Annotated in this window: 21 protein-coding genes; 8 read left to right on the forward strand and 13 right to left on the reverse strand. The window is 71.9% G+C overall.

Annotation, left to right across the window (positions count from 1 at the left end; all coding sequences use genetic code 11):
- Positions 1 to 30: 30 nt before the first annotated feature.
- From OG247_RS22355 to OG247_RS22370, 4 genes are all read right to left on the reverse strand, one after another.
- Positions 31 to 723 carry a PadR family transcriptional regulator gene (locus OG247_RS22355; protein ID WP_327253901.1) on the reverse strand — a complete coding sequence of 231 codons (693 nt, stop codon included), beginning with the start codon at positions 721 to 723 and terminating at the stop codon, positions 31 to 33.
- 73 nt (positions 724 to 796) lie between these two features.
- The gene (locus OG247_RS22360) at positions 797 to 1,378 is read right to left on the reverse strand and encodes a hypothetical protein (RefSeq protein ID WP_327253902.1); all 582 of its coding nucleotides are present in this window, start codon (positions 1,376 to 1,378) and stop codon (positions 797 to 799) included.
- 66 nt (positions 1,379 to 1,444) lie between these two features.
- On the reverse strand, positions 1,445 to 1,879 hold the full coding sequence (locus tag OG247_RS22365) for a hypothetical protein (RefSeq protein ID WP_327253903.1): 435 nt from the start codon (positions 1,877 to 1,879) through the stop codon (positions 1,445 to 1,447).
- A 140-nt stretch (positions 1,880 to 2,019) separates the two neighbouring features.
- Positions 2,020 to 3,747: a Stk1 family PASTA domain-containing Ser/Thr kinase gene (locus OG247_RS22370; RefSeq protein ID WP_327253904.1), complete on the reverse strand. Its 1,728-nt coding sequence runs from the start codon at positions 3,745 to 3,747 to the stop codon at positions 2,020 to 2,022.
- A gap of 293 nt (positions 3,748 to 4,040) precedes the next feature.
- Between OG247_RS22370 and OG247_RS22375 the strand changes: the two genes are divergently transcribed.
- Positions 4,041 to 5,606: a protein kinase domain-containing protein gene (locus OG247_RS22375; RefSeq protein ID WP_327253905.1), complete on the forward strand. Its 1,566-nt coding sequence runs from the start codon at positions 4,041 to 4,043 to the stop codon at positions 5,604 to 5,606.
- Between the two features lie 93 nt (positions 5,607 to 5,699).
- Here the strand turns inward: OG247_RS22375 and OG247_RS22380 are convergent, their stop codons facing one another.
- The gene (locus OG247_RS22380) at positions 5,700 to 6,116 is read right to left on the reverse strand and encodes a pyridoxamine 5'-phosphate oxidase family protein (protein ID WP_327253906.1); all 417 of its coding nucleotides are present in this window, start codon (positions 6,114 to 6,116) and stop codon (positions 5,700 to 5,702) included.
- A 143-nt stretch (positions 6,117 to 6,259) separates the two neighbouring features.
- Complete coding sequence (locus tag OG247_RS22385) at positions 6,260 to 6,922, reverse strand: response regulator (protein WP_266906697.1); 663 nt, start codon at positions 6,920 to 6,922, stop codon at positions 6,260 to 6,262.
- A 325-nt stretch (positions 6,923 to 7,247) separates the two neighbouring features.
- Here OG247_RS22385 and pdhA point away from each other — a divergent pair, with 325 nt between their 5' ends.
- The 5 genes from pdhA to tkt all read left to right on the forward strand — a co-directional run bounded on the left by pdhA (position 7,248) and on the right by tkt (position 14,470).
- Positions 7,248 to 8,456: a pyruvate dehydrogenase (acetyl-transferring) E1 component subunit alpha gene (gene pdhA, locus OG247_RS22390; protein WP_327253907.1), complete on the forward strand. Its 1,209-nt coding sequence runs from the start codon at positions 7,248 to 7,250 to the stop codon at positions 8,454 to 8,456.
- Positions 8,457 to 8,461: 5 nt separating this feature from the next.
- Complete coding sequence (locus OG247_RS22395; protein WP_327253908.1) at positions 8,462 to 9,442, forward strand: alpha-ketoacid dehydrogenase subunit beta; 981 nt, start codon at positions 8,462 to 8,464, stop codon at positions 9,440 to 9,442.
- A 13-nt stretch (positions 9,443 to 9,455) separates the two neighbouring features.
- Positions 9,456 to 10,991 carry a dihydrolipoamide acetyltransferase family protein gene (locus OG247_RS22400; protein WP_327253909.1) on the forward strand — a complete coding sequence of 512 codons (1,536 nt, stop codon included), beginning with the start codon at positions 9,456 to 9,458 and terminating at the stop codon, positions 10,989 to 10,991.
- 183 nt (positions 10,992 to 11,174) lie between these two features.
- Positions 11,175 to 12,122, forward strand: a complete 948-nt coding sequence (locus OG247_RS22405; RefSeq protein WP_327253910.1) for a GNAT family N-acetyltransferase — start codon at positions 11,175 to 11,177, stop codon at positions 12,120 to 12,122.
- A 155-nt stretch (positions 12,123 to 12,277) separates the two neighbouring features.
- Positions 12,278 to 14,470 (forward strand): transketolase, encoded by a 2,193-nt coding sequence (gene tkt / locus OG247_RS22410; protein WP_442813369.1) that lies wholly within the window; start codon positions 12,278 to 12,280, stop codon positions 14,468 to 14,470.
- A gap of 175 nt (positions 14,471 to 14,645) precedes the next feature.
- On the opposite strand, the gene OG247_RS22415 is transcribed toward tkt, so the two are convergent.
- The 4 genes from OG247_RS22415 to OG247_RS22430 form a co-directional block, all read right to left on the reverse strand.
- Positions 14,646 to 15,719 carry a CE1758 family FMN-dependent luciferase-like monooxygenase gene (locus OG247_RS22415; RefSeq protein WP_327257580.1) on the reverse strand — a complete coding sequence of 358 codons (1,074 nt, stop codon included), beginning with the start codon at positions 15,717 to 15,719 and terminating at the stop codon, positions 14,646 to 14,648.
- A 101-nt stretch (positions 15,720 to 15,820) separates the two neighbouring features.
- On the reverse strand, positions 15,821 to 16,441 hold the full coding sequence (gene wrbA, locus OG247_RS22420) for an NAD(P)H:quinone oxidoreductase (RefSeq protein WP_327253912.1): 621 nt from the start codon (positions 16,439 to 16,441) through the stop codon (positions 15,821 to 15,823).
- Positions 16,442 to 16,561: 120 nt separating this feature from the next.
- Positions 16,562 to 17,626 carry a DUF6081 family protein gene (locus OG247_RS22425; protein ID WP_327253913.1) on the reverse strand — a complete coding sequence of 355 codons (1,065 nt, stop codon included), beginning with the start codon at positions 17,624 to 17,626 and terminating at the stop codon, positions 16,562 to 16,564.
- 26 nt (positions 17,627 to 17,652) lie between these two features.
- Positions 17,653 to 19,008, reverse strand: coding sequence for a class II 3-deoxy-7-phosphoheptulonate synthase (locus tag OG247_RS22430; protein WP_327253914.1), 1,356 nt, complete (start codon positions 19,006 to 19,008; stop codon positions 17,653 to 17,655).
- A 183-nt stretch (positions 19,009 to 19,191) separates the two neighbouring features.
- On the opposite strand from OG247_RS22430, the gene OG247_RS22435 reads away from it, so the two are divergent.
- A complete protein-coding gene (locus OG247_RS22435; protein WP_327253915.1) occupies positions 19,192 to 20,649 on the forward strand; it encodes an anthranilate synthase component I family protein in 1,458 nt (485 codons plus the stop codon).
- A gap of 46 nt (positions 20,650 to 20,695) precedes the next feature.
- Here OG247_RS22435 and pdxR read toward each other — a convergent pair whose 3' ends face one another.
- The gene (pdxR, locus tag OG247_RS22440; protein WP_327253916.1) at positions 20,696 to 22,201 is read right to left on the reverse strand and encodes a MocR-like pyridoxine biosynthesis transcription factor PdxR; all 1,506 of its coding nucleotides are present in this window, start codon (positions 22,199 to 22,201) and stop codon (positions 20,696 to 20,698) included.
- A gap of 110 nt (positions 22,202 to 22,311) precedes the next feature.
- Here pdxR and trpD point away from each other — a divergent pair, with 110 nt between their 5' ends.
- Positions 22,312 to 23,358 carry an anthranilate phosphoribosyltransferase gene (trpD, locus tag OG247_RS22445; protein WP_327253917.1) on the forward strand — a complete coding sequence of 349 codons (1,047 nt, stop codon included), beginning with the start codon at positions 22,312 to 22,314 and terminating at the stop codon, positions 23,356 to 23,358.
- Between the two features lie 68 nt (positions 23,359 to 23,426).
- Here the strand turns inward: trpD and trpC are convergent, their stop codons facing one another.
- Positions 23,427 to 24,242: an indole-3-glycerol phosphate synthase TrpC gene (trpC, locus tag OG247_RS22450; protein WP_327253918.1), complete on the reverse strand. Its 816-nt coding sequence runs from the start codon at positions 24,240 to 24,242 to the stop codon at positions 23,427 to 23,429.
- Complete coding sequence (locus OG247_RS22455; RefSeq protein ID WP_327253919.1) at positions 24,239 to 25,606, reverse strand: cytochrome P450; 1,368 nt, start codon at positions 25,604 to 25,606, stop codon at positions 24,239 to 24,241. Before OG247_RS22455 ends, trpC begins: the two co-directional genes overlap by 4 nt.
- Position 25,607: the final 1 nt, after the last annotated feature.

A 25,607-nucleotide genomic window follows, 5' to 3' on the forward strand; every position in this document is an offset into this window, starting at 1 on the left:
GGGTTCCCCCCTGGGACGTGGAGCGGTGGTTCAGACCCGCCGCGCGCGGGCGATACGGGAAAGAGACCGGTCGGTGTTGGTCGTGGGTGCGGTCGTGGGTGTGGTCGGGGCGGTCGTGGCCCCGGGGGCCGTGCCGTGGCCCTCGGGCGGTTCGGCCTCGGCCGGCGCACGCTCCCCGCGCGCGGACAGCCGTACCAGCCGGGACTCGCAGTGGTCGAGCCAGCGGGCCTCGGCCTCGGTCTGGAAGATCAGCTGTTCCAGGACCAGCAGCCAGGCGATGTCGTCGCGCTCGCTGCCGCGCCCGCTCTCGATGGCCGCGAGCGCCTGCGCCTTGAGCCGGGTGTAGTCCTGCATGGCCTGGACGGTGGCGTGCCGTTGGGCCTGGATGACGGCGCGGATGTCCACGCCGGTCGCGCCCACGGCCATGGCGAGCTTGATGGCGAGCTCGTCCCGGGGCGGGTTGGCCCGGTCGACGGGACGCTCGTACCACTCGCGCAGTTCGTGGCGCCCGGTCTCGGTGATGGCGTACAGGGTGTGCCCGGCCGTGTCCTCGCCGCCGGGGGCGACGAGGCCGTCGCGCTCCAGCCGGGCGAGCGTGGTGTACACCTGCCCGACGTTGAGCGGCCAGGTGGAACCGGTGCGGGACTCGAATTCGGTGCGCAGCTGGGAGCCGTACCGGGGGCCCCGTTCCAGCAGGGCGAGAAGGCCGTGGCGGATCGACATACTCAGTATGTATACCGAGTATGTATCGCTCCGCAACCATCCTGGGGCCTACGCCGCAAGGGGGACCCGGGGGCTACATGCCCCGGCGCAGCCGCATTCCCATGAATCCGAGACCCAGCCCCATCAGGGCGAATCCCGTTCCGAGCGGCAGTATGTGCGCGGCCAGGTCGGCGGCACGCTCGTTCGGCTCGGTGCCGAGCGCGCCGATCGCCTGGACCGCCGGGGGCTCGGAGGGGAGCGCGGGAACCGCCGCGAGCTGCTCGGTGCGCGGGTGCGCCGGGACGGGACGCGCGGCGAGCACGGTCTCGGGATTGGCGGGCGCGCCCACCGGCCGCCCGGGACGCTCCCGCCCGGCCCCGGCGGAACTCCCGGCCAGATCCTCGAAGGCCCGGTCGGCCGCGTCGGCCGCGTCGGCCACGGCCACGGGCGCGGCCACGGAAGCGCGGGCGGGCGCAGGGGCGAAGACGTGGGCGGAGGCGAACGGGAGGGCGGGGGCGAAGGCCGCACCGGGGGCGAAGGCAGAAGTGGGGGCGGAGGCCGAAGCGGAGGCCGGGGCGGACCCGGAGGCCGCGGCGTGCGCGGGCGCCGTGATCAGCAGCGTGGCGGTCGCCAACGCTGCCCCGGCGGTCCAGCGCAGCGCGCGGGCGTAGGTCACGGACTCAGATTTACATAACCGGACAAAACCGGCATCCCGTACAGGCCGTTCGGGATGCCGGCCCGCTCAGAAGGTCGGATTCTTCACGGATCCGGACCCGCACAGGCTCCGGTAGCCGGCGTCGTTGAACGCCGCGGCCTGTACGCCGACCCGGTCGATCCCGCGCTTGTCCTGGAGGGTGGTCTCCCAGGTCTGGCTCTTGCCGGCCCCGCGCTTGTTGAAGCGCCAGGGCCAGTCGTGCGAGCCGCCGCGGTGGTCCAGCGTGTAGAGCTGGACCCCCGCGACGCGGGCGTCGTCCGCGGTGTCCACGGACGTGAGCTTGATGTGGATGAGGGTGGAGCCGTTCAGCCAGGTCCAGTCGGCGCTGCCGTAGGCGCCGGTGGTGTCGCAGCCGGACGAGGCGCCGGCCGCCGAGGCGGGCGCGACGGCGAGCGCGCCCACCGCCAGCGCGGCGGCGGTGGCGGTGAGGACGCGGACGAGGCTGCGCGCGGGGTGGTGCAACAGGACTCCCGGAGGTGCGGCGGGTATGACCTGCGCGTATGTATCAGAGCCGCTGCCCGGCGGGCGAACTCCGTTCACTCCTCCGTGGAGCACCCCTCAGTGCCGGATCACTCCCGGATCACTCCCGGATCACTCCCGGATCACTCCGGGTCGCCGGTCGAGATGTACAGGGTGAAGGTGGTTTCCTTCGGGTCGATGGCCTCACCGTCGGCGGGGTACTGCTCCACGACGGTCCCCTCGCCGTAGATCGCCTCGTCCTTGGGCTTCGGGTCGTACTTCCAGCCGGCGGCCCGGATGCACGCCTTCACCGAGACCTCGTTCATGTACCGGAAGTCCGGCGCCGTCACCTTTCCGACCTGGGTGTGGTGCTTCGGTGCCTCCTTGCACTTGGACTCCGCGATCGTCCGCGAGAGGTCCGGCCCCTTGTGCCCGGCCTTCGCGGGGCCGGATGCCGAGGCGGACGCCGAGGTGGAGGAGCCCGGCGGCGTCGGCCCCGCCTTGTCCTTGTCGTCCCCGCCGAGGTCCAGCGCGGCGATCAGCCCGCCGATGGCCAGCAGCGCCACCACGACGGCGCCCACCACGACCGGGGTGTTCTTCTTCCGGGCACCCGCGGCCGGACCCTGACCGCCCTGACCGCCCTGACCGCCCTGCGGCGAGAGCGTGTACGGCGGCGGGGTCGAGGCGGAGTACGGGGCCGGGGTCTGCGCCTGCGGCTGGAAGTGCGAGGGCTGCTGCTGGTGCTGCTGGTGCTGCTGCGGGTACCCGTACGCCCCGGCCTGCGGCCCCGGCGGCGGCGTCGGCGCGTACGCGGACGGCACCGGGGTGTGCGGCGCCTGGTACGGCTGCTGCACCGAGTGCGGCGGCGCCTGCAGGGCGGAGTCCACCGGCGGGAACACGGCCGAGCCGAGCCCGGCGCCGCTGTTCGTCGGGTGCGAGCCCGGGACGATGACCGGGGCCCCGGCGTGCCCGGCGCTCGCCACCCGCGCGACCTCGTCGAGCATGGCGGCGGCGGTGGGGAAACGCTCGTTCGGGTTCTTCTTCAGGGCCCGCGCCACCAGGGCGTCCATCGCCGGGGTGACCGCGCGGTTGATGGAGGAGGGCGCGACGGGCTCCTCCTGCACGTGGGCGTACGCCATGCCCAGGGCCGAATCGGAGACGAAGGGGACCCGCCCGGTCAGCAGCTCGAAGAGCATGATGCCCACCGAGTACAGGTCGGAGCGTGCGTCCACGGCCCGCCCGAGCGCCTGCTCGGGGGAGAGGTACTGAGGGGTCCCGACGACCATGCCGGTCTGCGTCATCGAGGTGACCCCCGACTGCATGGCCCGCGCGATGCCGAAGTCCATGACCTTCACCACTCCGCGCCGCGTCATCATGACGTTGCCCGGCTTGATGTCGCGGTGGACCAGCCCCATCTCGTGGCTGCTCTCCAGGGCGGCCAGCACGTCGGCCGTCACCTTCAGCGCCTTGTCGGCCGGCATGGCCCCGTACTGCGTGATGTCGCCGTGCAGGACGGAGCCGAGCGGCTGCCCCTCGACGTACTCCATGACGATGTACGGCATCACCGCGCCGTCGGCCATCGAGGGGTTCGCGAAGGAGACGACGCCCTCACCGGTGTCGAATACCGAGACGATGTTGGTGTGCGACAGTTTCGCTACAGCCTGCGCCTCGCGGCGGAAGCGTTCGCGGAAGGACTGCTCGCGCCCGAGCTCGCTGTGCAGGGTCTTGATGGCGACCTGGCGGTCGAGTGCCGAGTCGTACGCGAGATAAACGGAGGCCATGCCTCCCTCGCCGAGCAAGTCCCTTAGCTGGTAACGGCCACCGGCCAGAGAGCCGCCTGCGTACTGGCCCTGAGTGCCGTCCTGGCTCATGACTGTTGCTTCCCCTCGGGTGTGTCCCTACGCCTCTGGCTGAGCGCATGTCGGCCTCAGTCTGCCGGAGGGCAAGCACACGTCAAGCCAGGTTCCCGTTCCGTGACCACAAGGCCACAGGGGGTCCACAGGCGGGCCGTGCCGTCGGGTGGCGGCGTCCTTGTCCGAACAGTGACCGGTTGCGAGGCTGTAGCGTTCGTCGGAGCACACGATGAGGACTACCGCTGAGCGGCGGCCGAGACAGACGACGGTGAGGACTGATGGCACCCGAACCCGAGGGAAGCGGCGCCGGGATGGCAGAGGGTCCTGAGCACTGGGGCGCGGGCGGCCTGGTGGGCGACGGCCGTTACCGGCTGACCCACCGTCTGGGCCGAGGCGGCATGGCGGAGGTCTTCGCCGCGGAGGACGTCCGGCTGGGCCGGACCGTCGCCGTCAAGCTGCTGCGCCCGGACTTGGCCGAAGACCCGGTGTCCAAGGCCCGCTTCACCCGCGAGGCGCAGTCGGTCGCCGGCCTCAACCACCATGCCGTGGTCGCCGTGTACGACTCGGGCGAGGACCGGGTCGGCCCGAACGTCGTCCCCTACATCGTCATGGAGCTCGTCGAGGGCCGCACCATCCGCGACCTGCTGATCAGCGCCGAGGCCCCGGGCCCCGACCAGGCGCTGATCATCACCTCCGGCGTGCTCGAAGCGCTCGCGTACTCGCACCAGCACGGCATCGTGCACCGCGACATCAAGCCCGCCAACGTGATCATCACGGACACCGGCGCGGTCAAGGTGATGGACTTCGGCATCGCGCGCGCCCTGCACGGCGCGCAGTCGACGATGACCCAGACCGGCATGGTCATGGGCACGCCGCAGTACCTCTCGCCCGAACAGGCCCTCGGCAAGGCCGTGGACCACCGCTCCGACCTGTACGCGACGGGCTGCCTGCTCTACGAACTCCTCTCGCTGCGTCCCCCGTTCACCGGGGAGACCCCGCTGTCGGTGGTCTACCAGCACGTGCAGGACGCGCCGATCCCGCCTTCGCAGCTGCCGGAGGGCGGGCACATCCCGCAGGAGCTCGACGGGCTCGTCATGCGCTCCCTCGCCAAGGACCCGGACGACCGGTTCCAGAGCGCCGAGGAGATGCGCGGGCTGGTCCAGTACGCCCTGCAGATGCTGCACGACCAGGGGGCCAACACCGGCACCTGGAACACCGGCCCGGTCACCATGGCGCTGCCGCACGGGCGCGGCCCGGCGCAGACCACGGCGATGGCGACGCCCGGCCAGGGCCAGCCGCCGTACGGCTCGCACTCCTCGACCTCGCAGTTCCAGCAGGCGATGGTGCCGCCGCTGAACCCGGACGACGGCTCCGCCTTCCCCGGCGGGGGCGGCAACGGCCACGGCGGGAACGGCGGCTACAACGGGCCCGGCGGCTACGACGACCGCCCCCGCGGCGGCAACTGGAAGCTGTGGCTGTTCGCGGTCCTCGCCGTCCTCGCGGTCGCGGGCGGCGTGGCGTACGCGGTCGACAACTTCGGCGGCGCCAAGAAGGACCCCGGCACGAGCGTGACCCCGCCGGCGAGCTCCGCGTCCTCCTCGGAAGGTGCGACGCCGGAGAGCCCGGCGCCGGAGACCTCGACGTCCAGGTCGGCGCCGGAGAACTCGTACACGCCGGGTCCGAGCCGCAGCAAGTCCTCCACGCCGAGCTACTCGTACTCGCCGTCGTACTCCCCGTCGCCGACTCCCACGCCGACGCCGACCCCGACGCCGACGCCGACCCCGACGCCCACGCCGAGCCCGTCGAAGCCGACGCCGCCGACGCAGTCCCCGACGAAGTCGCCCGAGGGCGACGGGAACCAGGACGACGGAGAGTAGTCGCCCCGAGGCATGCGAACGGCCCGGCGGTCATGTCATCGACATGGCCGCCGGGCCGTTCCCACGTCGGGACCGAAGTCCCGGGGAGACCGCTCAGAGCGCGTGCTGGTACTGCCGGTCCAGATTGCCCGCGAGGGTGTGGACGGTGACGAGGTGCGGCTCGATCCGCATGTAGACGGGGTCGAAGACCGCGCCGTCCACGAAGTGCGGACCGGGGCCGAACAGTTCCAGTTCGGCGGTGGTGGGTTCGACGAGGTTCGCGGTGCCGGTGAACTGCACCGACCACAGCTGGGACTCGCCGGAATTGAAGTTGTCGGCTCCGTACGAGACCACGCTGCCGTTGCAGGCGTGGTGGTAGCCGAAACCGGCGTGCATTCTCAGGACGACCTTGCCGTTCACCACGATGTGGCGCGCGACGGCGAGGAAGGGCAGCGCGCGCATGCTGGTGGCGGCTCGGCCGTACGGCACGCGGCGCAGCAGTTCGATGGCGTGGAGTTCCTCTGGGGACATGTCATCCACTGTCCGGTACCGACACCCTGCCGGAAAAGAGGAGCCCGCCCCGCACATCGGGGACGTTGGTCCCGAATGAAACAGCGCGCCCCGTGGAATCGTGCGACCACGGGGCGTAACGCTCTGTAGCGAATGCGGGGAGGCTAGCGCCCCTTCTCGGCCTGCAGCCGGGCCACGTACGCGGCGGCCTGGGACCGGCGCTCCATGCCGAGCTTGGACAGCAGGCTGGAGACGTAGTTCTTGATCGTCTTCTCGGCCAGGTGCAGCCGCTCGCCGATCACGCGGTTCGTCAGGCCCTCGCCGATCAGGTCGAGGATCTTGCGCTCCTGCTCGGTGAGGTTCGACAGGCGGTCGTCGCCCTTGCCGTTCTTGCCGTCGCGCAGCCGCTCCAGCACCCGGGCCGTGGCCACGGGGTCCAGCAGGGACTTGCCGGCCGCCACGTCACGCACCGCGTTGAGCAGCTCGTTCCCGCGGATGGCCTTGAGCACGTAGCCCGAGGCGCCGGCCATGATCGCGTCGAACAGCGCCTCGTCGTCGGCGAACGAGGTGAGCATCAGGCACTTGATGTCCTCGTTCTGGGAGCGCACCTCGCGGCACACCTCCACGCCGCTGCCGTCGGGCAACCGGACGTCGAGGACGGCCACGTCGGGGCGGGTGGCGGGGATGCGGACCAGCGCGTCGGCGGCCGTACCGGCCTCACCCACCACCTCGATGTCCGATTCCATCGACAACAGCTCGTGAACACCCCTACGCACCACTTCGTGGTCGTCCAGGAGGAATACCTTGATTTTTCCGTTTTCGCGCACGAACTCAGTTTCACACACTCACCCCTTCCCTGCCGGAGACGAGCGGGATAACGTGCCGTTGTTCCGGCCCCCTGCAAGGCTGTGACCAGTGGTTGTTCCCGGTTCCGCGAATTTACTTGGAAATCCAAGCAAAATCGCAGGTCAAACGGGGTTTCGCAGTTATGCGACGCACTGGGTAACGTGCATTGCGCAGGGCACTCGCCGGGGCACCTGTCACGCCTGAATCCCAGACCCGGAGCGCACCCACCCCGTGCGCGGGCAGAGATCCAGGTGAGCCGCACTGGTCCCCGGAGAACCCGGGTGCCGGACCGACGGAGGAGCAATCGTGACCGTGGAGAGCACTGCCGCGCGCAAGCCGCGACGCAGCAGCGGCACCAAGCGGCCGGCCGGCGCGGCCAACGCCGCCAAGCCCGCCGCTGCCACCGCGAAGAAGCATGACGCCGAGCCCCAGCTCGTACAGCTGCTGACGCCCGAGGGGGTGCGCGTCGACGTCGCGGAAAATTCCGACGTCGCGGAATTCGCGCCCTTCGTCGCCGACATCACCACCGATGACCTGCGCGGTCTCTACCGCGACATGGTCATGACCCGCCGCTTCGACGGCGAGGCGACCGCACTCCAGCGCCAGGGCGAGCTGGGCCTGTGGGCCTCGCTGCTCGGCCAGGAGGCAGCCCAGATCGGCTCCGGCCGGGCCCTGCGCGACGACGACTACGTCTTCCCGACGTACCGCGAGCACGGAGTGGCCTGGTGCCGCGGGGTCGACCCGACCAACCTGCTCGGCATGTTCCGCGGTGTGAACCACGGTGGCTGGGACCCGACCACCAACAACTTCCACCTGTACACGATCGTCATCGGCTCCCAGACGCTGCACGCGACCGGGTACGCGATGGGCGTGGCCAAGGACGGCGCCGACTCGGCCGTCATCGCCTACTTCGGCGACGGCGCGTCCAGCCAGGGCGACGTGGCGGAGGCCTTCACCTTCTCGGCGGTCTACAACTCGCCCGTGGTGTTCTTCTGCCAGAACAACCAGTGGGCCATCTCCGAGCCCACCGAGCGCCAGATGCGCGTGCCGCTCTACCAGCGCGCCCAGGGCTTCGGCTTCCCGGGCGTCCGGGTGGACGGCAACGACGTACTGGCCTGCCTCGCGGTCACCCGCTGGGCGCTGGAGCGGGCCCGCCGGGGAGAGGGGCCCACGCTGGTGGAGGCCTTCACCTACCGGATGGGCGCGCACACCACCTCCGACGACCCGACGAAGTACCGGCGCGACGAGGAGACGGCGGCCTGGGAGGCCAAGGACCCGATCCTGCGCCTGAAGGCCCACCTGCTGGCCACCGGAGGCGCCGACGAGGCGTACTTCGAGCAGCTGGAGGTGGAGAGCGAGGCACTCGGCAAGCGGGTGCGCGAGGTCGTCCGCTCGATGCCCGACCCCGACACGATGGCGATCTTCGAGAACGTCTACGCGGACGGGCACGCGCTCGTCGACGAGGAGCGCGCGCAGTTCGCCGCCTACCTCGCGTCCTTCGAAGGCGGGGAGTGACCGTCATGGCCGTACAGAAGCTCACCATCGCCAAGGCGCTCAACGACTCCCTGCGCAAGGCCCTGGAAGAGGACCCCAAGGTCCTGATCATGGGCGAGGACGTCGGCAAGCTCGGCGGCGTCTTCCGCATCACCGACGGACTGCAGAAGGACTTCGGCGAGGAGCGGGTCATCGACACCCCGCTGGCCGAGTCCGGCATCGTCGGCACCGCGATCGGCCTGGCCCTGCGCGGGTACCGCCCGGTCGTGGAGATCCAGTTCGACGGGTTCGTCTTCCCCGCGTACGACCAGATCGTCACGCAGCTGGCCAAGATGCACGCGCGTTCGCTCGGCACCATCAAGATGCCGGTCGTCATCCGCATCCCCTACGCGGGCGGCATCGGCGCGGTCGAGCACCACTCGGAGTCCCCGGAGACGCTGTTCGCGCACGTCCCGGGCCTCAAGGTGGTCTCGCCGTCCAACGCGAGCGACGCCTACTGGATGCTCCAGCAGGCGATCCTCAGCGACGACCCGGTCATCTTCTTCGAACCGAAGCGCCGCTACTGGGACAAGGGCGAGGTCGACGTCGAGGCCATCCCCGACGCGCTGCACGGCTCGCGGGTGGCCCGCGCGGGCACCGACATCACCCTGGCGGCCTACGGTCCCATGGTGAAGGTCTGCCTGGAGGCCGCCGCGGCCGCCGCCGAGGAAGGCAAGTCGGTCGAGGTCGTGGACCTGCGCTCGATGTCCCCGGTGGACTTCGACGGGATCCAGGCGTCGGTGGAGAAGACCCGCCGGCTCGTGGTGGTCCACGAGGCGCCGGTGTTCCTCGGTGTGGGTTCGGAGATCGCCGCTCGCATCACGGAGCGGTGCTTCTACCACCTGGAGGCGCCCGTGCTGCGCGTGGGCGGCTACCACGCCCCGTACCCGCCGGCCCGCCTGGAGGACGAGTACCTGCCGGGCCTGGACAGGGTGCTCGACGCAGTCGACCGCTCGCTGGCGTACTGAGGAGAGCCCTGCGATGACGATCCGCGAATTCAAGATGCCCGATGTGGGCGAGGGCCTCACCGAGGCCGAGATCCTCAAGTGGTACGTCCAGCCGGGTGACACCGTCACCGACGGCCAGGTCGTGTGCGAGGTGGAGACGGCGAAGGCGGCCGTCGAGCTGCCGATCCCCTTCGACGGGGTCGTGCACGCGCTCCTCTTCGAGGAGGGCGTCACGGTCGACGTCGGCCAGGTGATCATTTCGGTGCGGACTGCCTCCGGCGGTGACGCGGGGGAGGCTGCTTCGGCTGTCGCCGGTGCTCCGGCCGCTGCTGCCGTTCCGGCGGCGACGGCGGACTCGGAGGCCGCCGGCGGCGCCGAGGACGCGGCCCCCACGGCCCGCCAGCCTGTCCTGGTCGGGTACGGAGTTTCCACCGCTTCCACGAAGCGCCGCCCGCGCAAGGCACCGCAGCCGGCGGTCGCTGCGCAGAACGGCACGGGTATCGCGCAGCCGGCTCCGGTCGCTCCCGCCGCCACGCAGTCCGTAGCGGTCCCGGCCCAGCCGGGGACGACCGGCGCGCAGCCCCCGAGCGGCACGGCCACCCCGGTCGCCGGTTCGAGCGCGGCCCGCGCACTGGCGAAGCCGCCGGTGCGCAAGCTCGCCAAGGACCTCGGCATCGACCTGGCGGCGGTGATCCCCACCGGCGACGGCGGGGTCGTGACCCGCGAGGACGTGCACGCGGCGGCCGCGGCGGCCATCGCCCCGCAGGCCGTGGCTCCGGCGGTCCCGGTGGCCCCGGCTCCGGCGGCCCAGACGGTCCAGGCGGCCCAGGCGGCTCCGGTACAGGCCCAGGCCGAGGTGCCCGGATCCGCCCGCGAGACCCGTATCCCGGTCAAGGGCGTCCGCAAGGTCACCGCCCAGGCCATGGTCGGCTCCGCCTTCACCGCGCCGCACGTCACCGAGTTCATCACCTTCGACGTGACCCGCACGATGAAGCTGGTCCAGGAGCTCAAGGAGGACCCGGACCTCGCCGGTCTGCGGATCAACCCGCTGCTCCTGATCGCCAAGGCCGTCCTCGTGGCGATCCGCCGCAACCCGGACGTGAACGCGTCCTGGGACGAGGCGGCCCAGGAGATCGTGCTCAAGCACTACGTCAACCTGGGCATCGCGGCGGCCACCCCGCGCGGGCTGATCGTCCCGAACATCAAGGACGCCCACGCCAAGACGCTCGGCGAGCTGTCGCGGGCCCTGTCCGGGCTGGTCGCCACCGCCCGTGAGGGCAAGACCTCCCCGGCCGACATGCAGCAGGGCACGATCACCATCACCAACGTCGGCGTCTTCGGCGTCGACACCGGCACGCCGATCCTGAACCCCGGCGAGTCCGCGATCCTCGCGGTCGGCGCGATCAAGCTCCAGCCCTGGGTCCACAAGGGCAAGGTCAAGGCCCGCCACGTCACCACCCTGGCGCTGTCCTTCGACCACCGCCTCATCGACGGTGAACTCGGCTCCCGCTTCCTCGCGGACATCGCCGCCGTCCTGGAGCACCCGCGCCGTCTGATCACCTGGTCCTGACGGCCCGCCGTTCCGGCCTCCGGGTACCCACCCGGAGGCCGGAATTTCGCGTCAAACCGGCCCCGGACGTCCTCCGGGTGGCCTCCGGGTGGCCTTCGGACGGCCCCCAGGGCTGCCTCCAGACCGCCTCTGACGTGCAGAAATCCCTTGGGGAAGACCTCCGTCCGGTGTGATGATCGGCCCATGCATTTCCGCGCTGCCACAGCAGACTCCGCCGACCTGGACCGCGCCCTCGCCTACCCGGCCGACGGCCCCGTCCCCGCCCTCACCCCCGAGAAGATCCGGGAAGAGTTCGCCGCGGGCCGGATGCGCCCCGAGTGGACCTGGTTCGCCGAGGACGAGAACGGCGAGATCCTGGCCCGCGCCCTGTGGTGGGGCCGTGCCGACAGCGAGCGCCCCGCCGTCCTGGACTGCCTGCAGGTACGTGGCTCCGTGACCGACCCGGCCGCCGTCGCCGCCGGGCTGCTCGCCGCCGGGCACGAGGCCTTCGGCAAGCTCCCCGACTACAACATCTCGCTGCCGCGCGACTGGCGCGCCTCCGCGGACGGCATGGCCGACGCGGTCGCCTGGCGGCAGAAGGCCGCCGCCGCCTCCGGTCTGGTCCGCGAGATCGAGCGGCTGCGCTTCGAGTGGACCCCGGCCGCCGGCACTGCCGAGCCCACCGGCCGGCTGGTCTTCCGCGAGGGCACCGACGAGGAGTTCCTCGACGCCTTCGTCCGCCTCTCGCAGGGCAGCCTGGACCTGCACACGCAGAACGAGCTCCGCACGATCGACGCCGAGGAACTGGCGCGCGACGACATCGAGTTCTACACCGACTGCCCCGGCGAGCGCTCCTGGTGGCGCCTGGCGCACCTGCCGGACGGCACCCTCGCCGGCATGGCGATCCCCTCCGCGACCCCGTACCACCGCAACGTCGGCTACCTCGGCGTGGTCCCCGAACAGCGCGGCCGGGGCCTGATCGACGAGATCCTCGCCGAGATCACCCGCTTCCACGCCTCCGAGGGCGCCGAGCGCATCACCGCCACCACGGACGCCGTGAACGCCCCGATGGCCGCCGCCTTCACCCGCGCCGGCTACGAGGTCACGGAGATCCGGCTGGTCCTGGAGGGGCCGTCCGAAGCCACCGGCTGACGATCGGGAGCGTGCCGGCCCGGTAGCCGGGGCGGGCGCCGCGGCCGGGGTCAAAGGTGGTCCGCGTACTCCGTCAGCTGCCCCGGGGACCTGACGGAGTGGCCGCGGCCCACTGCCCCGCGGGGCCCGGTCCCTTGCAAGGTGGCCGCTGGCCGATGGCCGCGGCCGAGGGGTACGTCGGCAGGGCCATCCCTACCGAGCAGAGGAGCCCCGAGCAAGTGACGCGCAGCCCAGAGCAGAAATCCCCCCGTCCCTTCGAGTGGAGCGACCTGGACCGGCGCGCCGTCGACACCGCCCGCGCGTTGGCGATCGACGCCGTGGAGACCGCGGGCCACGGCCATCCGGGTACCGCCATGAGCCTGGCGCCCGCCGCCTACCTGCTGTTCCAGCAGCTGATGCGGCACAACCCGGCCGACCCCGACTGGGCCGGCCGCGACCGCTTCGTGCTGTCCTGCGGACACTCCAGCCTGACGCTCTACACCCAGCTCTACCTCTCCGGCTACGGCCTGGAACTCGACGACCTGAAGGCGCTGCGCACGGAGGGCAGCCTGACCCCGGCGCACCCCGAGTACGGGCACACCCCCGGCGTCGAGACCACGACCGGCCCGCTCGGCCAGGGCCTGGGCAATGCCGTCGGCATGGCGATGGCGGCCCGCCGCGAGCGCGGTCTGTTCGATCCGCAGGCCGCACCGGGCGAGAGCCCCTTCGACCACACCGTCTGGGTGTTCGCCTCCGACGGCGACCTGGAGGAGGGCATCAGCCACGAGGCCGGTTCCCTCGCGGGCCACCAGCGGCTGGGCAACCTCGTCGTGCTCTGGGACGACAACCGCATCTCCATCGAGGACGACACGCGGATCGCGGTCTCCGAGGACGTGCCCGCGCGCTACCGGGCCTACGGCTGGCACGTCCAGCAGGTCGACTGGACCGTGACCGGGGAGTACGTGGAGGACATGGCCGCCCTGCACGAGGCCCTGTCGGCCGCCCGTGAGGAGACCGGCCGGCCTTCGCTCGTCGCGCTGCGCACCATCATCGGCTGGCCGTCGCCGGGCAAGCGGAACAGCGGAAAGATCCACGGCTCCGCGCTCGGTGCGGCCGAGGCCGCGGCCACCAAGGAGGCCATGGGGCTGGACCCCCGGCGCTCCTTCGACGTACCGGACGAGGTGCTCGCGCACGCCCGGCAGGTCGGCGAGCGGGCCCGCGCCGACGTCAAGGCGTGGGCGAAGCGGTACGCGGACTGGCGCGCCGGCGCCCCCGGGCGGGCGGCCGAGTTCGACCGGATCAGCGTGCGCGAACTGCCCGAGGGGTGGACGGACGCGCTGCCCGTCTTCGAGGCGGGCGGTCAGATCGCCACCCGCAAGGCGTCGGGGGACGTGCTGAGCGCGCTCGCCGGGACGCTGCCCGAGCTGTGGGGCGGTTCCGCGGACCTCGCCGACTCCAACCTGACCACGATGAAGGGGGAACCCTCCTTCATTCCGGAGGAGTTGTCGACGGAGGCGTACGCGGGTCACCGGTACGGGCGGACCTTGCACTTCGGGATCCGCGAGCACGCCATGGGCGCCATCCTCAACGGCATCGCCCTGCACGGCGGGACCCGCCCCTACGGCGGCACCTTCCTGGTCTTCTCCGACTACATGCGCCCCGCCGTCCGCCTCGCGGCCATGATGAAGCTGCCCGTCACCTACGTCTGGACCCACGACTCCATCGGGCTCGGCGAGGACGGCCCCACCCACCAGCCGATCGAGCACCTGTGGGGGCTGCGCGGCATCCCCGGCCTCGACGTCGTACGCCCGGCCGACGCGAACGAGACGGCCGTCGCCTGGCGGACCATCCTGGAGAACGACGACCGGCCCGCCGGACTCTGCCTCAGCCGGCAGAACCTGCCCGTCCTCGACCGCTCCGGCGGGTCCGGTGTGGCACCGGCCGAGGGCACCGCACGCGGCGGCTACGTCCTGGCCGAGGCCGAGGGCGGCGCTCCCGAGGTCGTGCTGATCGCCACGGGCAGCGAGGTGCACATCGCGCTGGACGCCCGGGCCGTCCTGCAGAGCGAGGGCATCGCCGCCCGGGTCGTGTCGATGCCGTGCCTGGAATGGTTCCGGGAGCAGAGCCCCGAGTACCGCGAGCAGGTCCTGCCGAGCGCCCTGCGGGCCCGTGTCACGGTCGAGGCCGGATCCGCGCTCGGCTGGTACCAGCTCCTCGGCGACGCCGGGATCCCGGTGGGAATCGACCAGTTCGGAGACAGCGCCCCGTACACCACGCTGTACGCGCGCCACGGCTTCACCGCCGACCACGTGGCCGCCACCGCCCGCGAAAGCCTGGCCCGCGTCGCGGCGCGGCGGGGCGAGCACTGAGAGCGAGCCGGCGCGCAACGCCCGTACCCCGGACTCGACGAGTCCGGGGTACGGGCGTTGCGGCCGGGCATCGGGCCGGACGCCTCCACCGCTTCGTACGTCTTCGGCCGCGGCCGCGGACACAGCTCTGCCCTGCCCGGCAGGGGCGGGCAGGGCAGAGCTGGAGGGGGGTGGCTCAGGCGGTGGTGGTGACGGTGGCCGGGTGGCGGGGGCCCGGGGGGACGGCCGGCGGGCGGGAAGAGGCCATCTCCTTGCGGAGGACCGGGACCACTTCTTCGCCGAGGATGTCGATCTGTTCCAGGACCGTCTTCAGCGGGAGGCCCGCGTGGTCGACGACGAACAGCTGGCGCTGGTAGTCCCCGTAGGCATCGCGGAAGGTCAGGGTCTTCTCGATCGCCTCGTCGGGGCTGCCCACCGTCAGGGGGGTCCGCTCGGTGAACTGCTCCAGCGAGGGGCCGCCGCCGTAGACCGGGGCGCGGTCGAAGTACGGGCGGAACTCCCGTACCGCGTCCTGGGACTTCGGCCGCAGGAAGACCTGGCCGCCCAGACCGACCATCGCCTGTTCGGGGGTGCCGTGCCCGTGGTGCGCCCACCGCTCGCGGTAGAGGTCCACCAGGCCGGCGAAGTGCGCGATCGGGGCGAAGAGGTTGTTCGCGAAGAAGCCGTCGCCGTAGTAGGCGGCCTGTTCGGCGACCTCCGGAGAGCGGATCGAGCCGTGCCAGACGAACGGCGGGACGCCGTCCAGGGGGCGCGGGGTCGAGGTGAAGCCTTGCAGAGGGGCGCGGAAACGGCCCTTCCAGTCGACGTTCTCCTCGCGCCACAGCCGGTGCAGGAGCGCGTAGTTCTCCACCGCCAGTTCCAGGCCCTTGCGGAGGTCCTGGCCGAACCAGGGGTAGACGGCGGGCGTGTTGCCGCGTCCCATCATCAGGTCAACCCGGCCGTCGGCCAGGTGCTGGAGCATCGCGAAGTCCTCCGCGATCTTCACCGGGTCGTTCGTGGTGATGAGCGTGGTGGAGGTGGAGAGGATCAGCCGCTCGGTGCGGGCCGCGATCCACGCCAGCATCGTGGTCGGCGAGGACGGGACGAAGGGCGGATTGTGGTGCTCGCCCGTCGCGAAGACGTCGAGGCCGGCTTCCTCCGCCTTGACGGCGATGGTCGTCATGGCCTTGATCCGCTCGTGCTCGGTCGGCGCTCGACCGGTCAGCGGATCGGGTGTCACGTCACCGATGGAGAAGATGCCGAACTGCACCGCGCTCACCTCTCGCTGTTCTTCGCTTCGTTGCTGACCGGGACGTGCGGTGCGCCGGGGGGTGCCGTCGTGGCACCGCACGTCCCTGGCCGGGTGCCGGATCAGACGGCGGCGGCCCAGCCGGTCTTCAGGGCGGTCGCGATCTCCACGGCGCGGCGCGCCTGGAACTCGACGGCGGAGAGGTTCTCCGGGTTCACGTTCGCCGCGGCGTTCGCCGAGACGCTGCTCGCGCCGTACGGGTTGCCGTTGCCCGGGAGGAACTGGACCGGGTCCGCGAAGCCGGGCGGGACGATGATGGCGCCCCAGTGGTAGAAGGTGTTGTTCAGGGCGAGGATCGTGCTCTCCTGGCCACCGTGCGTCGAGGACGTGGAGGTGAAGGAGGAGCAGACCTTGTTGACGGTCTTGCCCTGGAACCACAGGCCACCGGTGGTGTCGATGAACTGCTTGATCTGCGAGGCGGGCAGGCCGAAGCGGGTCGGCGTACCGATCAGGATGACGTCCGCCCACTCGATGTCCTCGAGGGAGGCGACCGGGATGTCCTTGGTCTGCTCGACGTGCTTCGCCCAGTCCGGGGTGGCCGCGATGACGGAGTCCGGGGCGATCTCGGCGACGCGGCGCAGACGCACCTCACCGCCGGCCTTCTCGGCGGCGGTGGCCGCGGCCTCGGCCAGCTGGTGAACGTTGCCAGTGGACGAGTAGTAGATGACGGCGACATTGGTCATGGCCGTGGTACTCCCTATAAGCGATTGCGTGGTGGGGGGCCCTGGTACAGGACATTGCTGGATGCGACGGGCACGGGCCAGGGCGGGAACCACAGTCCGTCAAGTTCCGCGCGCCGCTGGTCAGCGCGGTAGCGAGGAGATGCCGATGCGGCCCACGTCGATCCGGGCGCCCTGGCCCCAGAGGCGGTTCTGCCGCAGCGAGGCGGGGTCGACGTACGTCTGCTCGTACGGGGCGCCGCGGTCCGGGTCGTAGGCGGGCTCGGAGGAGACCTTCACCAGGCCCCGGCCGTTGCCGCCTTCGGCGTCGAGCAGGTTGAACAGCCCGAGTCCGCAGGAGAGCTGACGCGGGGTCACGTCTTCTTCCTGCCCGCCGTGGTCGAGGACCATGTGGGTGCGGTCGGCGAGCCGGTGGCCCGGCCGGTCCACCGTGAAGACCTGGGCGCCGTCGATCTTCCAGACGGCGGCGCCGCCGGTGCGGTCGTAGGAGACCGACAGCTTGTGCTTCTGGTCGGGGGTGCGGTCGGCGACGGGAACCGCGTACGAGAAGGACGCGTACGAGGCGCCGGGCGTGGGCAGCCGCTCGTAGAAGGCGTAGATCTTGCGGTCGGTGACGAAGAAGTCGAAGACCAGGCTCGACTCCAGGTCGTACATCGACATGGTGCCGGCGGCGAGCCGCAGGTCGGTCCGGGGATCGGCGACGTCGGCGCCGAAGGGGTGGTTCGCGGTGCCGAAGGTGCGCGCGGAGTAGTTGCCCGCCTCGCAGCTCAGGACCTGGCCGGGGGTGGTGTCGAAGCCGGTGAACCCGGCCGTGGAGGTGTGGTTGGCCATCGCGTACCACTTGAGGTGGTCGTAGGCGCCCGCGCCCGCCGGCTCCGGCTCGGTGGTGTAGGTGAACGCCGGCTGCCCGGTGGCCGGGTTGGTGCCGGAGGCGGCGACGCGCAGGCCGGCCGCCGAGGTGGTGGGGGTCCCGTCGCCGGCGGGCAGGTCGCCGGTGGGCGTCAGCTGCCACTTGGCGTCGGATCCGGTGGTGTCGAAGCCCCTGCGGAAGTCGTCCCAGGTGACGGACCAGCCCCGGGCGGCGGCGTCCTCGCCGCCGGCCGGGGCGGCCTGGGAGACGGGGGCGGTGCTCAGGGACAGGGTCAGGGCCAGGGCGGTCACGGACAGCGGAAGTAAGCCGCGTTTCACGGACTGTGCCTCTCGGGTGTGGTGGGTTAACGCCGGTGGTTGCGCAGCATCTCCGCGACCAGGAAGGCGACGTCGAGGGACTGGCTGTGGTTGAGGCGGGGGTCGCAGGCCGTCTCGTAGCGGAGGCACAGGTCGTCGGCCTCCAGGTTGTAGCCGCCGCCCAGGCACTCGGTGACGTCGTCGCCGGTCAGCTCCATGTGCAGGCCGCCGGGGTGGGTGCCCAGGGACCGGTGGACCTCGAAGAAGCCCGCGACCTCGTTCAGCACGTCGTCGAAGTGCCGGGTCTTGTGGCCGGTTGAGGCCGTGAAGGTGTTGCCGTGCATCGGGTCGCAGACCCAGGGCACGACCAGCCCTTCGGCGGCCACCTTGCCGACCAGGTCGGGCAGCAGGTCGCGGACCTTCTCGGCGCCCATGCGCACGACGAAGGTGAGCCGGCCCGGGATCTGGTCGGGGTTGAGCCGCTCCGACAGGGCCAGCACGGTGTCCGGGGTCGCGGTCGGGCCGAGCTTGACGGCGACGGGGTTGGAGATGCGCGAGAAGTACTCGACGTGCGCGCCGTCCAGGTCGCGGGTGCGCTCGCCGATCCACACGAGGTGGCCGCTGGTCGCGTACGCGAGGCCGGTCTCCGGCTCGACGCGGGTCAGCGCCGCCTCGTAGTCCAGCAGCAGGCCCTCGTGGCTCGCGTACATCTCCGTGGCGTGCAGGGCGCCGGGGTCGACACCACAGGCGCGCATGAAGGCGAGCGCGCGGTCGATCTCGCCGGCGATCCGCTCGTAGCGGCCGACGGCCGGGGTGCCCTCCAGGAAGCCCTGGTTCCAGCGGTGCACCAGGGAGAGGTCGGCGCCGCCGCCCGTCATGAAGGCCCGTACGAGGTTCAGCGTCGTGGTGGACGCCTCGTACATGGTGCGCAGGCGCTGCGGGTCGGGGCGGCGGTCGGCCTCCGTGAAGGCATGGCCGTTGACGGCGTCGCCCCGGTAGGAGGGCAGGGCCATCCCTTCGCGGACCTCGGTGCCGCTGGAGCGGGGCTTGGCGTACTGACCGGCGAGCCGGCCGACCTTGACCACCGGCAGGGACGAACCGTGGGTGAGGACGACGGCCATCTGCAGCAGGGTGCGCAGCTTGCCCTCGACCGCCGGGGCCGTGTTGCCCGCGAAGGTCTCGGCGCAGTCGCCGCCCTGGAGCAGGAAGGCCTCGCCGCGGGCGACCGCACCGAGCTGGTCGCGCAGCCGGTCGCATTCCGCGGCGTACACCAGCGGCGGGGCGTTCTTCAGATGCGCGGCGACCTGGTCGAGTTCTTCGTGATCGGGCCAGTCCGGCTGCTGCGCGGCCGGACGGGAACGCCAGGAATCGATTGCCGACGTGTGAGATGAATTTGTGATCATATCCGCCTCGAATGGACTGTGTGACGTGCTTGTGCCGCTACTCAATAGGTGTTGGCTGAAACTGGTCAAGCGTTTCTCGAAGTGGTCCGCATCCCGAATCCCCGATTGGTCTGGCTACATTTACCGACCTGATGATTTGCTGCACACGTCCCGCTACGGGTCGAGGCGAGTAAGGAAAACTGGATGCCAACAGTGAATGTAAGAATCCGGACGACGGCGCTTCCGGCGTCGCACGCACCCCTGGATCTCTACACACGGCTGGGCTCCCAGCTCGGCACCGACCAGGTCTTCCTGTTCGAGCACCCGGTCGGATCCGAACCGGGCCGGATGGCCGCCCTGGTGGGCTGGGGCCGGCTGTTGCAGCTGCGCGTGTACGCCAACCGGGTCGAGATCGACGGGCTCGCGTCCCTGACCGCCCTGGCGCGGGCCGCCGCGGCGGCCGCCGGGCTCCGGGAGGACGACGTGGGCGGTGCCTGGCGCGGCCCCTCGCCGAGCTTTTGGGAGCTGCTGCGGGCCACCCAGCGGCTCTTCGAGCTGGAGGGCGAGAGCCCGTGCGACGGCTTCTCCTTCGGCTTCGTCACCGTCATCGGCTACGGCGCGGCCGGGCACATGGAGCGGCTGCGCGCGGACACCGACCCCGCCAAGGCCGACATCACGCTGACGCTGTTCCGCACCACCGCGCACTACGCGGCCGCCGGGGAGCCTCCCGTCCTGGTGCACGCCGCCGCCGACGGCTGGCCCGCGGCGCCCGAGGTGGACCTGAGCCCGCTGGTCGGCGCGGACGAGCCGGTGCCCGCCCCGGAGGTGTACGAGGTGCGGGACTCCATGGAGCGGGAGGACTTCCTGCACCGGGTGAGGCGGTGTCTGGCGCACATCGCCGACGGCGAGGTGGACCAGATCCAGGTCGGCCACCGCATCGACGTACGGTCCTCGCTGTCCCCCGTGGACGTCTACCGGCGGCTGCGGGCCCGCAACCCCTCGCCGCACATGTACCTGCTGCCGCATGCGACGGGCACCGTCGTCGGCGCCAGCCCCGAACTGCTGTTCCGGATGTCCGACGACACCCTGACGCTGCGGTCGATCGCCGGTACGGCGCACCGCAGCGGCGATCCGCAGACCGACGAGCGGCGCGTGGCCGAGCTGGTGAAGGACCCCAAGGAGCGGGCCGAGCACCTGATGCTGGTCGACCTGGCGCGGGAGGACCTCGCGGCGGTGACCGGGCCCGGGAACCCGCGGGTGGAGAAGCTGATGACGGTGGAGGCCTTCTCGCACGTCTTCCACATGATCTCGACGGTCAGCGGGAAGCTGCCGCCGGACGCCGACGTGTGGTCGGCGCTGTGTTCGGCCTTCCCGGCGGGGACGGTCACCGGGGTGCCCCGGCCCCGCGCCATGGAGCTGATCGGGACGCTGGAGATCGAACCGCGCGGGCTGTACGCGGGGGCGGTGGGGCTGCTCGACGTCCGGGGCTGGAACGAGCTGGCCCTGTGCATCCGCACGATCGTCCACGACGGCGCGGTGTACTCGACGCAGAGCTCCGCCGGCATCGTCGAGGGCTCCGACCCCGCCGCCGAGTGGAACGAGACGATGGCGAAGATGTCGGCGGCCTACTGGGCGCTGACCGGCAAGGAACTGCTGGCCTGAGCGGGACCGGGACGCCGCGCACCCCGCCGGTGCGGGGCGTGCGGCGTCAGCCCGAGAGCATCAGCACCCCGCGGGGACTCCCGGTGTTCGAGAACTTCCTGGCCGCCTTCGGCGCCGACCCCGCCGACCCCGCCGACCCCGCCGCGGCCGTCTCCGCGTAGCCCGCGGCCAGTTCGGCGGCCGCGCGGCGAAGTCCGGTCCGCGAGTGCGCGCCGTAGCCCAGGACCAGTGCGGGCCGGGACCGGTGCGGTGCGGCGTGGAACTCCCGGCCGCCGCGCAGCCGTACCCCGCGCCGCTGGGCGGCGGCCACCAGCGCCTCCTCGTCGGCGGCCCGGGGCAGCCCCACGTACACGTGCAGGCCGGCGGCCGCGCCCAGCAGCGAGGCCTCCGGCAGATGGCGCTGGAGCGCGTCGGTGAGCGCCTCGCGCCGGCCGCGGTAGCGGGCCCGGGTGGAGCGCAGGTGCCGGTCGAAGGCGCCGCTGGCCATCAGGTCGGCGAAGGCCAGCTGGGTCAGCACGTCGTGGCCGAGGTCCCGGTGGGCGCGGACCCGCTCGAGGTCGGCGAAGAGCGCAGGCGGCGCCACCAGCCAGCCAAGCCGCAGCCCCGGCACGAGCGTCTTGCTCACCGTCCCCGCGTGCACCACCCGGTCGGGGGCCCGGCGCTGGAGGGCCAGCGGGCGGGGCGCGCGGTCGAACCACAGGTCGCCGTCGTGGTCGTCCTCGACGATCCAGCCGTCCACGTCGTGCGCCCACCGCAGCAGTGCCTCCCGGCGCTGTCCGCTGAGCACCGCGCCGGTCGGGAACTGGTGGGTGGGCGTGACGAGGACCGCCCGCGCACCGGACCGGGCGAGCGCCTCGACGTCGATGCCCTCGCGGTCGACGGGGATGGGCAGCGGCCGCATTCCGGCGTCCTTGACGAACCCGCGAAGCCGCTGGTGGCAGGGATCCTCGACGGCCATGTCGGGTGCGCCCCGGTGCGGCAGGACCGAGCAGAGCAGGCCCAGGCCCTGGGCGAAGCCGGAGACCACCATGACCTGTTCGGGGGCCGTGCGCACGCCCCGTACCCGGCCCATGTAACGGGCCAGTTCCTCGCGCAGCGGGGCCGTCCCGGCCAGCGGCGGATAGTCGAGCTGTCCGGGCCGTACGGCGTACAGCGCGCGCTGGTAGGAGGCCAGCCATTCACGGTGCGGGAAGTGCGGGGTGCTGTCGGCTCCGCCGGTGCGCAGGTCGATCCAGGGTGCGGGCGGGGAGACGGGGAGCGCGGGCTCGGGGCGCTGATCGCGGGACGCGGCGCCGGCCGGGGCGAGATGGCGGGCGACCCGGGTGCCGGACCCCCGTACGGCCTCCAGGTACCCCTCGGCGACGAGCTGCCCGTAGGCCTCCACCACCACGCTGCGCGAGACCGAGAGGTCCGCGGCGAGCCGGCGGGTGGAGGGCATGGGCGTGCCCGGATGCAGCACCCCCTGCGCGATCTCACTCCTCACGATGTTCTGCAATTGTGCGGTGAGCGATTCCCCCGCATTCCTGGAAATATTTCTCGAAAAATTCCACATCCCGAGTTCCCCCCTCTGGACAACTGGACCTGGCCAAAACCGGCGACTGGTATGGGCGCCCTTCCGAAATACGCACCAGACTGGCTTCCTCATAACTAGGGAGGTTTTCCGTGGAACGAAAGTGGCCGGAACTGCTGACCGCCTTGGTCACGGGCGAGGACCTGAGTCCGGAGGAGACCGACTGGGCGATGGATCAGGTCATGCGGGGCGATGTCGCTCCCGTCCACATCGCCGGACTGCTGATCGGACTGCGCGCCAAGGGCGAGACCGTCGGCGAAATCGAGGGCTTCACCCGGGCCATGCGCCGGCACGCGGTCCGCATCCGCATCCCCGGACCCACGGTGGACATCGTCGGAACGGGTGGCGACGGCTCGAACAGCGTGAACGTCTCCACCATGTCGGCGGTCGTCGCGGCGGGCGCGGGTGCCAAGGTCGTCAAGCACGGCAACCGCTCCGCCTCCTCCGCCTCGGGCTCCGCCGACGTGCTGCGGGAGCTGGGCATCAGCCTGGACTTGGAGCCGGCGGACGTGGTGGCGCTGGCCGAGGAGGCCGGCATCACCTTCTGCTTCGCACCCCGCTTCCACCCCGCGATGCGGCACGCCTCCGGGCCGCGCCGCGAACTGGGGGTCCGTACGGTCTTCAACGTGCTGGGTCCGCTGACCAACCCGGCCGATGTCACGGCGCACGCCATCGGGGTGGCCGACCCGCGCATGGCCCCGCTCGTGGCAGGGGTGCTCGCGCGCCGCGGGGCCTCGGCCCTGGTGTTCCGGGGCGACGACGGCCTGGACGAACTGTCGGTCTCGACCACCTCCCGGATCTGGTCGGTGGCGGGCGGAGAGGTGCGCGAGGAGCGGTTCGACCCGCGGGAGATCGGGATCGCCCTCGCTCCCGCCGACGCGCTGCGCGGCGGGGACGCCCGGCACAACGCCCAGGTCGCCCGGGACGTGTTCGCCGGGGCGCGCGGGCCCGTACAGGACGCCGTGGTGCTGTCGGCGGCGGCCGGGCTGGCCGCTCTGGAGGCCTCGTCCCGGCCGGTCGCCGAGCGGCTGGCCGCCGGAGTGGAGCGGGCCCGGGCCGCCATCGACACGGGGGCGGCGGCTTCGGTCCTCGGCCGCTGGGTGGCGCTGTCCTCCAAGCTCGCCCCCTCGGAGAGCTGAACCGGCGGGAAGGCGCCGGGACCCGGACGGGCCGTTCGCGTGAGGTACGCGAACGGCCCGCCCTTGTGTCATCTCCGGTCCCCTCCCCGGCGGGCACCGGCGGCGAGGAAGCCGGCGACGGTCGCGCGGGGCGTGCCCCCGGTCACCAACGCCTCGCCGACCAGTACCGCGTCCGCCCCTTCGGCCGCGTACGCGGCGACGTCCTCGGCGTCGCGCACGCCCGACTCCGCGATCCGGACGATGTCGTCGGGGATGGCCGCCGAGAGCTTGCCGAAGGTCCGCCGGTCCACCTCGAGGGTGCGCAGGTCACGGGCGTTGACCCCGATGATCCGTGCGCCGGCGGCGACCGCGCGGGCCACCTCCTGCTCGGTGTGGACCTCGACGAGCGGGGTCAGACCGATGTCCTCGGCCAGCTTGATCAGCGTGACCAGGTCCTCCTGGGACAGCGCCGCCACGATCAGCAGGGCGAGGTCGGCCTGGTGGGCCCGGGCCTCCCACAGCTGGTACTGGCTGACGATGAAGTCCTTGCGCAGGACCGGGATGGAGACCCGGGCGCGGACCGCGTCCAGGTCGTCCAGCGAGCCGCGGAAGCGGCGCTCCTCGGTGAGGACGCTGACCACCGCCGCCCCGCCGGCCTCGTAGGCCGCGGCCAGTTCGGCCGGGTCGGGGATGACCGCGAGCGGGCCCTTGGAGGGGCTGGCCCGTTTGACCTCCGCGATGACCTGGACGCCCTCCGGGCGGCGCAGGGCGGCCACGGCGTCGACGGGCGGGCAGGCCCCGGCGGCCAGGGCCTTCAGGTCGCCGAGCGGCGTGCGGAGCCGGCGCACCGACAGGTCGGCGAGGACGCCCTCGATGATCGCGTCGAGGGCGCTGCCCGCGCTCACCGGGAGCCCTCCCCGCGCAGGACGACGACCGCGTGGTCGTCGGGCGCCATGAAGAAGCCCTGCATCTGCGAGGGCGGCAGGGCCGCCAGGCCCTCCGGGCGCTCCAGGGTGTGGGCGGTCAGGACCCGGGTGAGGATCGCCTTCATCTCGCCGAGCGAGAAGCCGCGGCCGACGCACATCCGGCTGCCGCCGCCGAACGCGCCCCAGGCGTAGGCCTCGTGGGACTCGCCGAGGAACCGCTCGGGGCGGAACTCCAGCGGGTCCTTCCACACCTCCGGCGAGCGCTGGAGCAGGTAGGCGCAGTGCACCAGGATGGTGCCGGCCGGGATGACGTAGCCGTCGAGCTCCAGGTCCTGCTTGAGCAGCCGGACCCCGTTGAGCGGGGTGACCGGGTGCAGGCGCAGCACCTCCTTGAGCACGGCCTCCAGGTACGGGGACTCGGCGAGCGAGTCGCGGGTGATCTCGCGTCCGTCCTGGTGGATCTCACGCAGTTCGGCCGTGAGGAGCTCGCGCACCCGGTCGTCGTCCAGCAGCCGCAGGAAGGCCCAGGACAGGGTGTTCGCCGTGGTGGAGAAGCCCGTGTAGAGGAGGCTGAACACCTCGTCGCGCACTGTGTCGTGGGTGAGTTCCTCGTCCTTGTCCTGTCCCAGGCGCAGCAGGGTGGTGAGGAAGTCGTCCTTGCCGCGCCGGTCCGCCCTCTCGATGTAGCCGTCGATGCGCCGGGCGATGAAGGCGCGCAGCGAGGCGTCCGCGTCGATGATCTCGGCGCGGGTGTACTTGGCGTTCTCCGTGCGCAGCAGCATGGCCCGGAGCTCGTCCTGCTCCCCGGGGGACATGTTGCCGCAGACCACGTCGGTGATGACCTGGGAGGTCAGGTTCTGGAGCTCGTCGTAGAGGGGGAACGGGGTGTCCCGGGGCCACTCCCCGATGACGCGGTCCAGGGTGCCCAGGACCAGCGGCGAGTAGTCCTGGCTGCCGCCGAAGGCGGGGTGCAGGCGCCCGCGGCGGCACCGGTGGGACGCTCCGTCGATGTAGCCGACGGAGGATTCGTCGGTGCCGAAGAACAGCTTGTTGGCCTGGGCGCCGCTGGCGACCGCCTCGGGGGCCTCGTACATGGCCTTGACCTGGTGCGGGCGGGTGAGGAACGCCCACTGGCCGTTGGCCGGGATGTGTTCGAGCCCCTCGTTGCCGAGGTTGCCGAGCGGCAGCTGGAACAGCGTGCCGTGGGCCTGCTCCAGTTCCAGCAGATTGCCGAACGGGTCCGCGTTGAAACGGGCGACGATCTCCTCGGGGGTGCCGGAGGGCGAGGGCGGCGGGCCGCCCGTGCCCTGGTGTGCGGATGTCGGATGGTCGGTGACCGACATG

The organism is Streptomyces sp. NBC_01244 (assembly GCF_035987325.1).
In the GTDB taxonomy this organism is placed as follows: Bacteria; Actinomycetota; Actinomycetes; order Streptomycetales; family Streptomycetaceae; genus Streptomyces.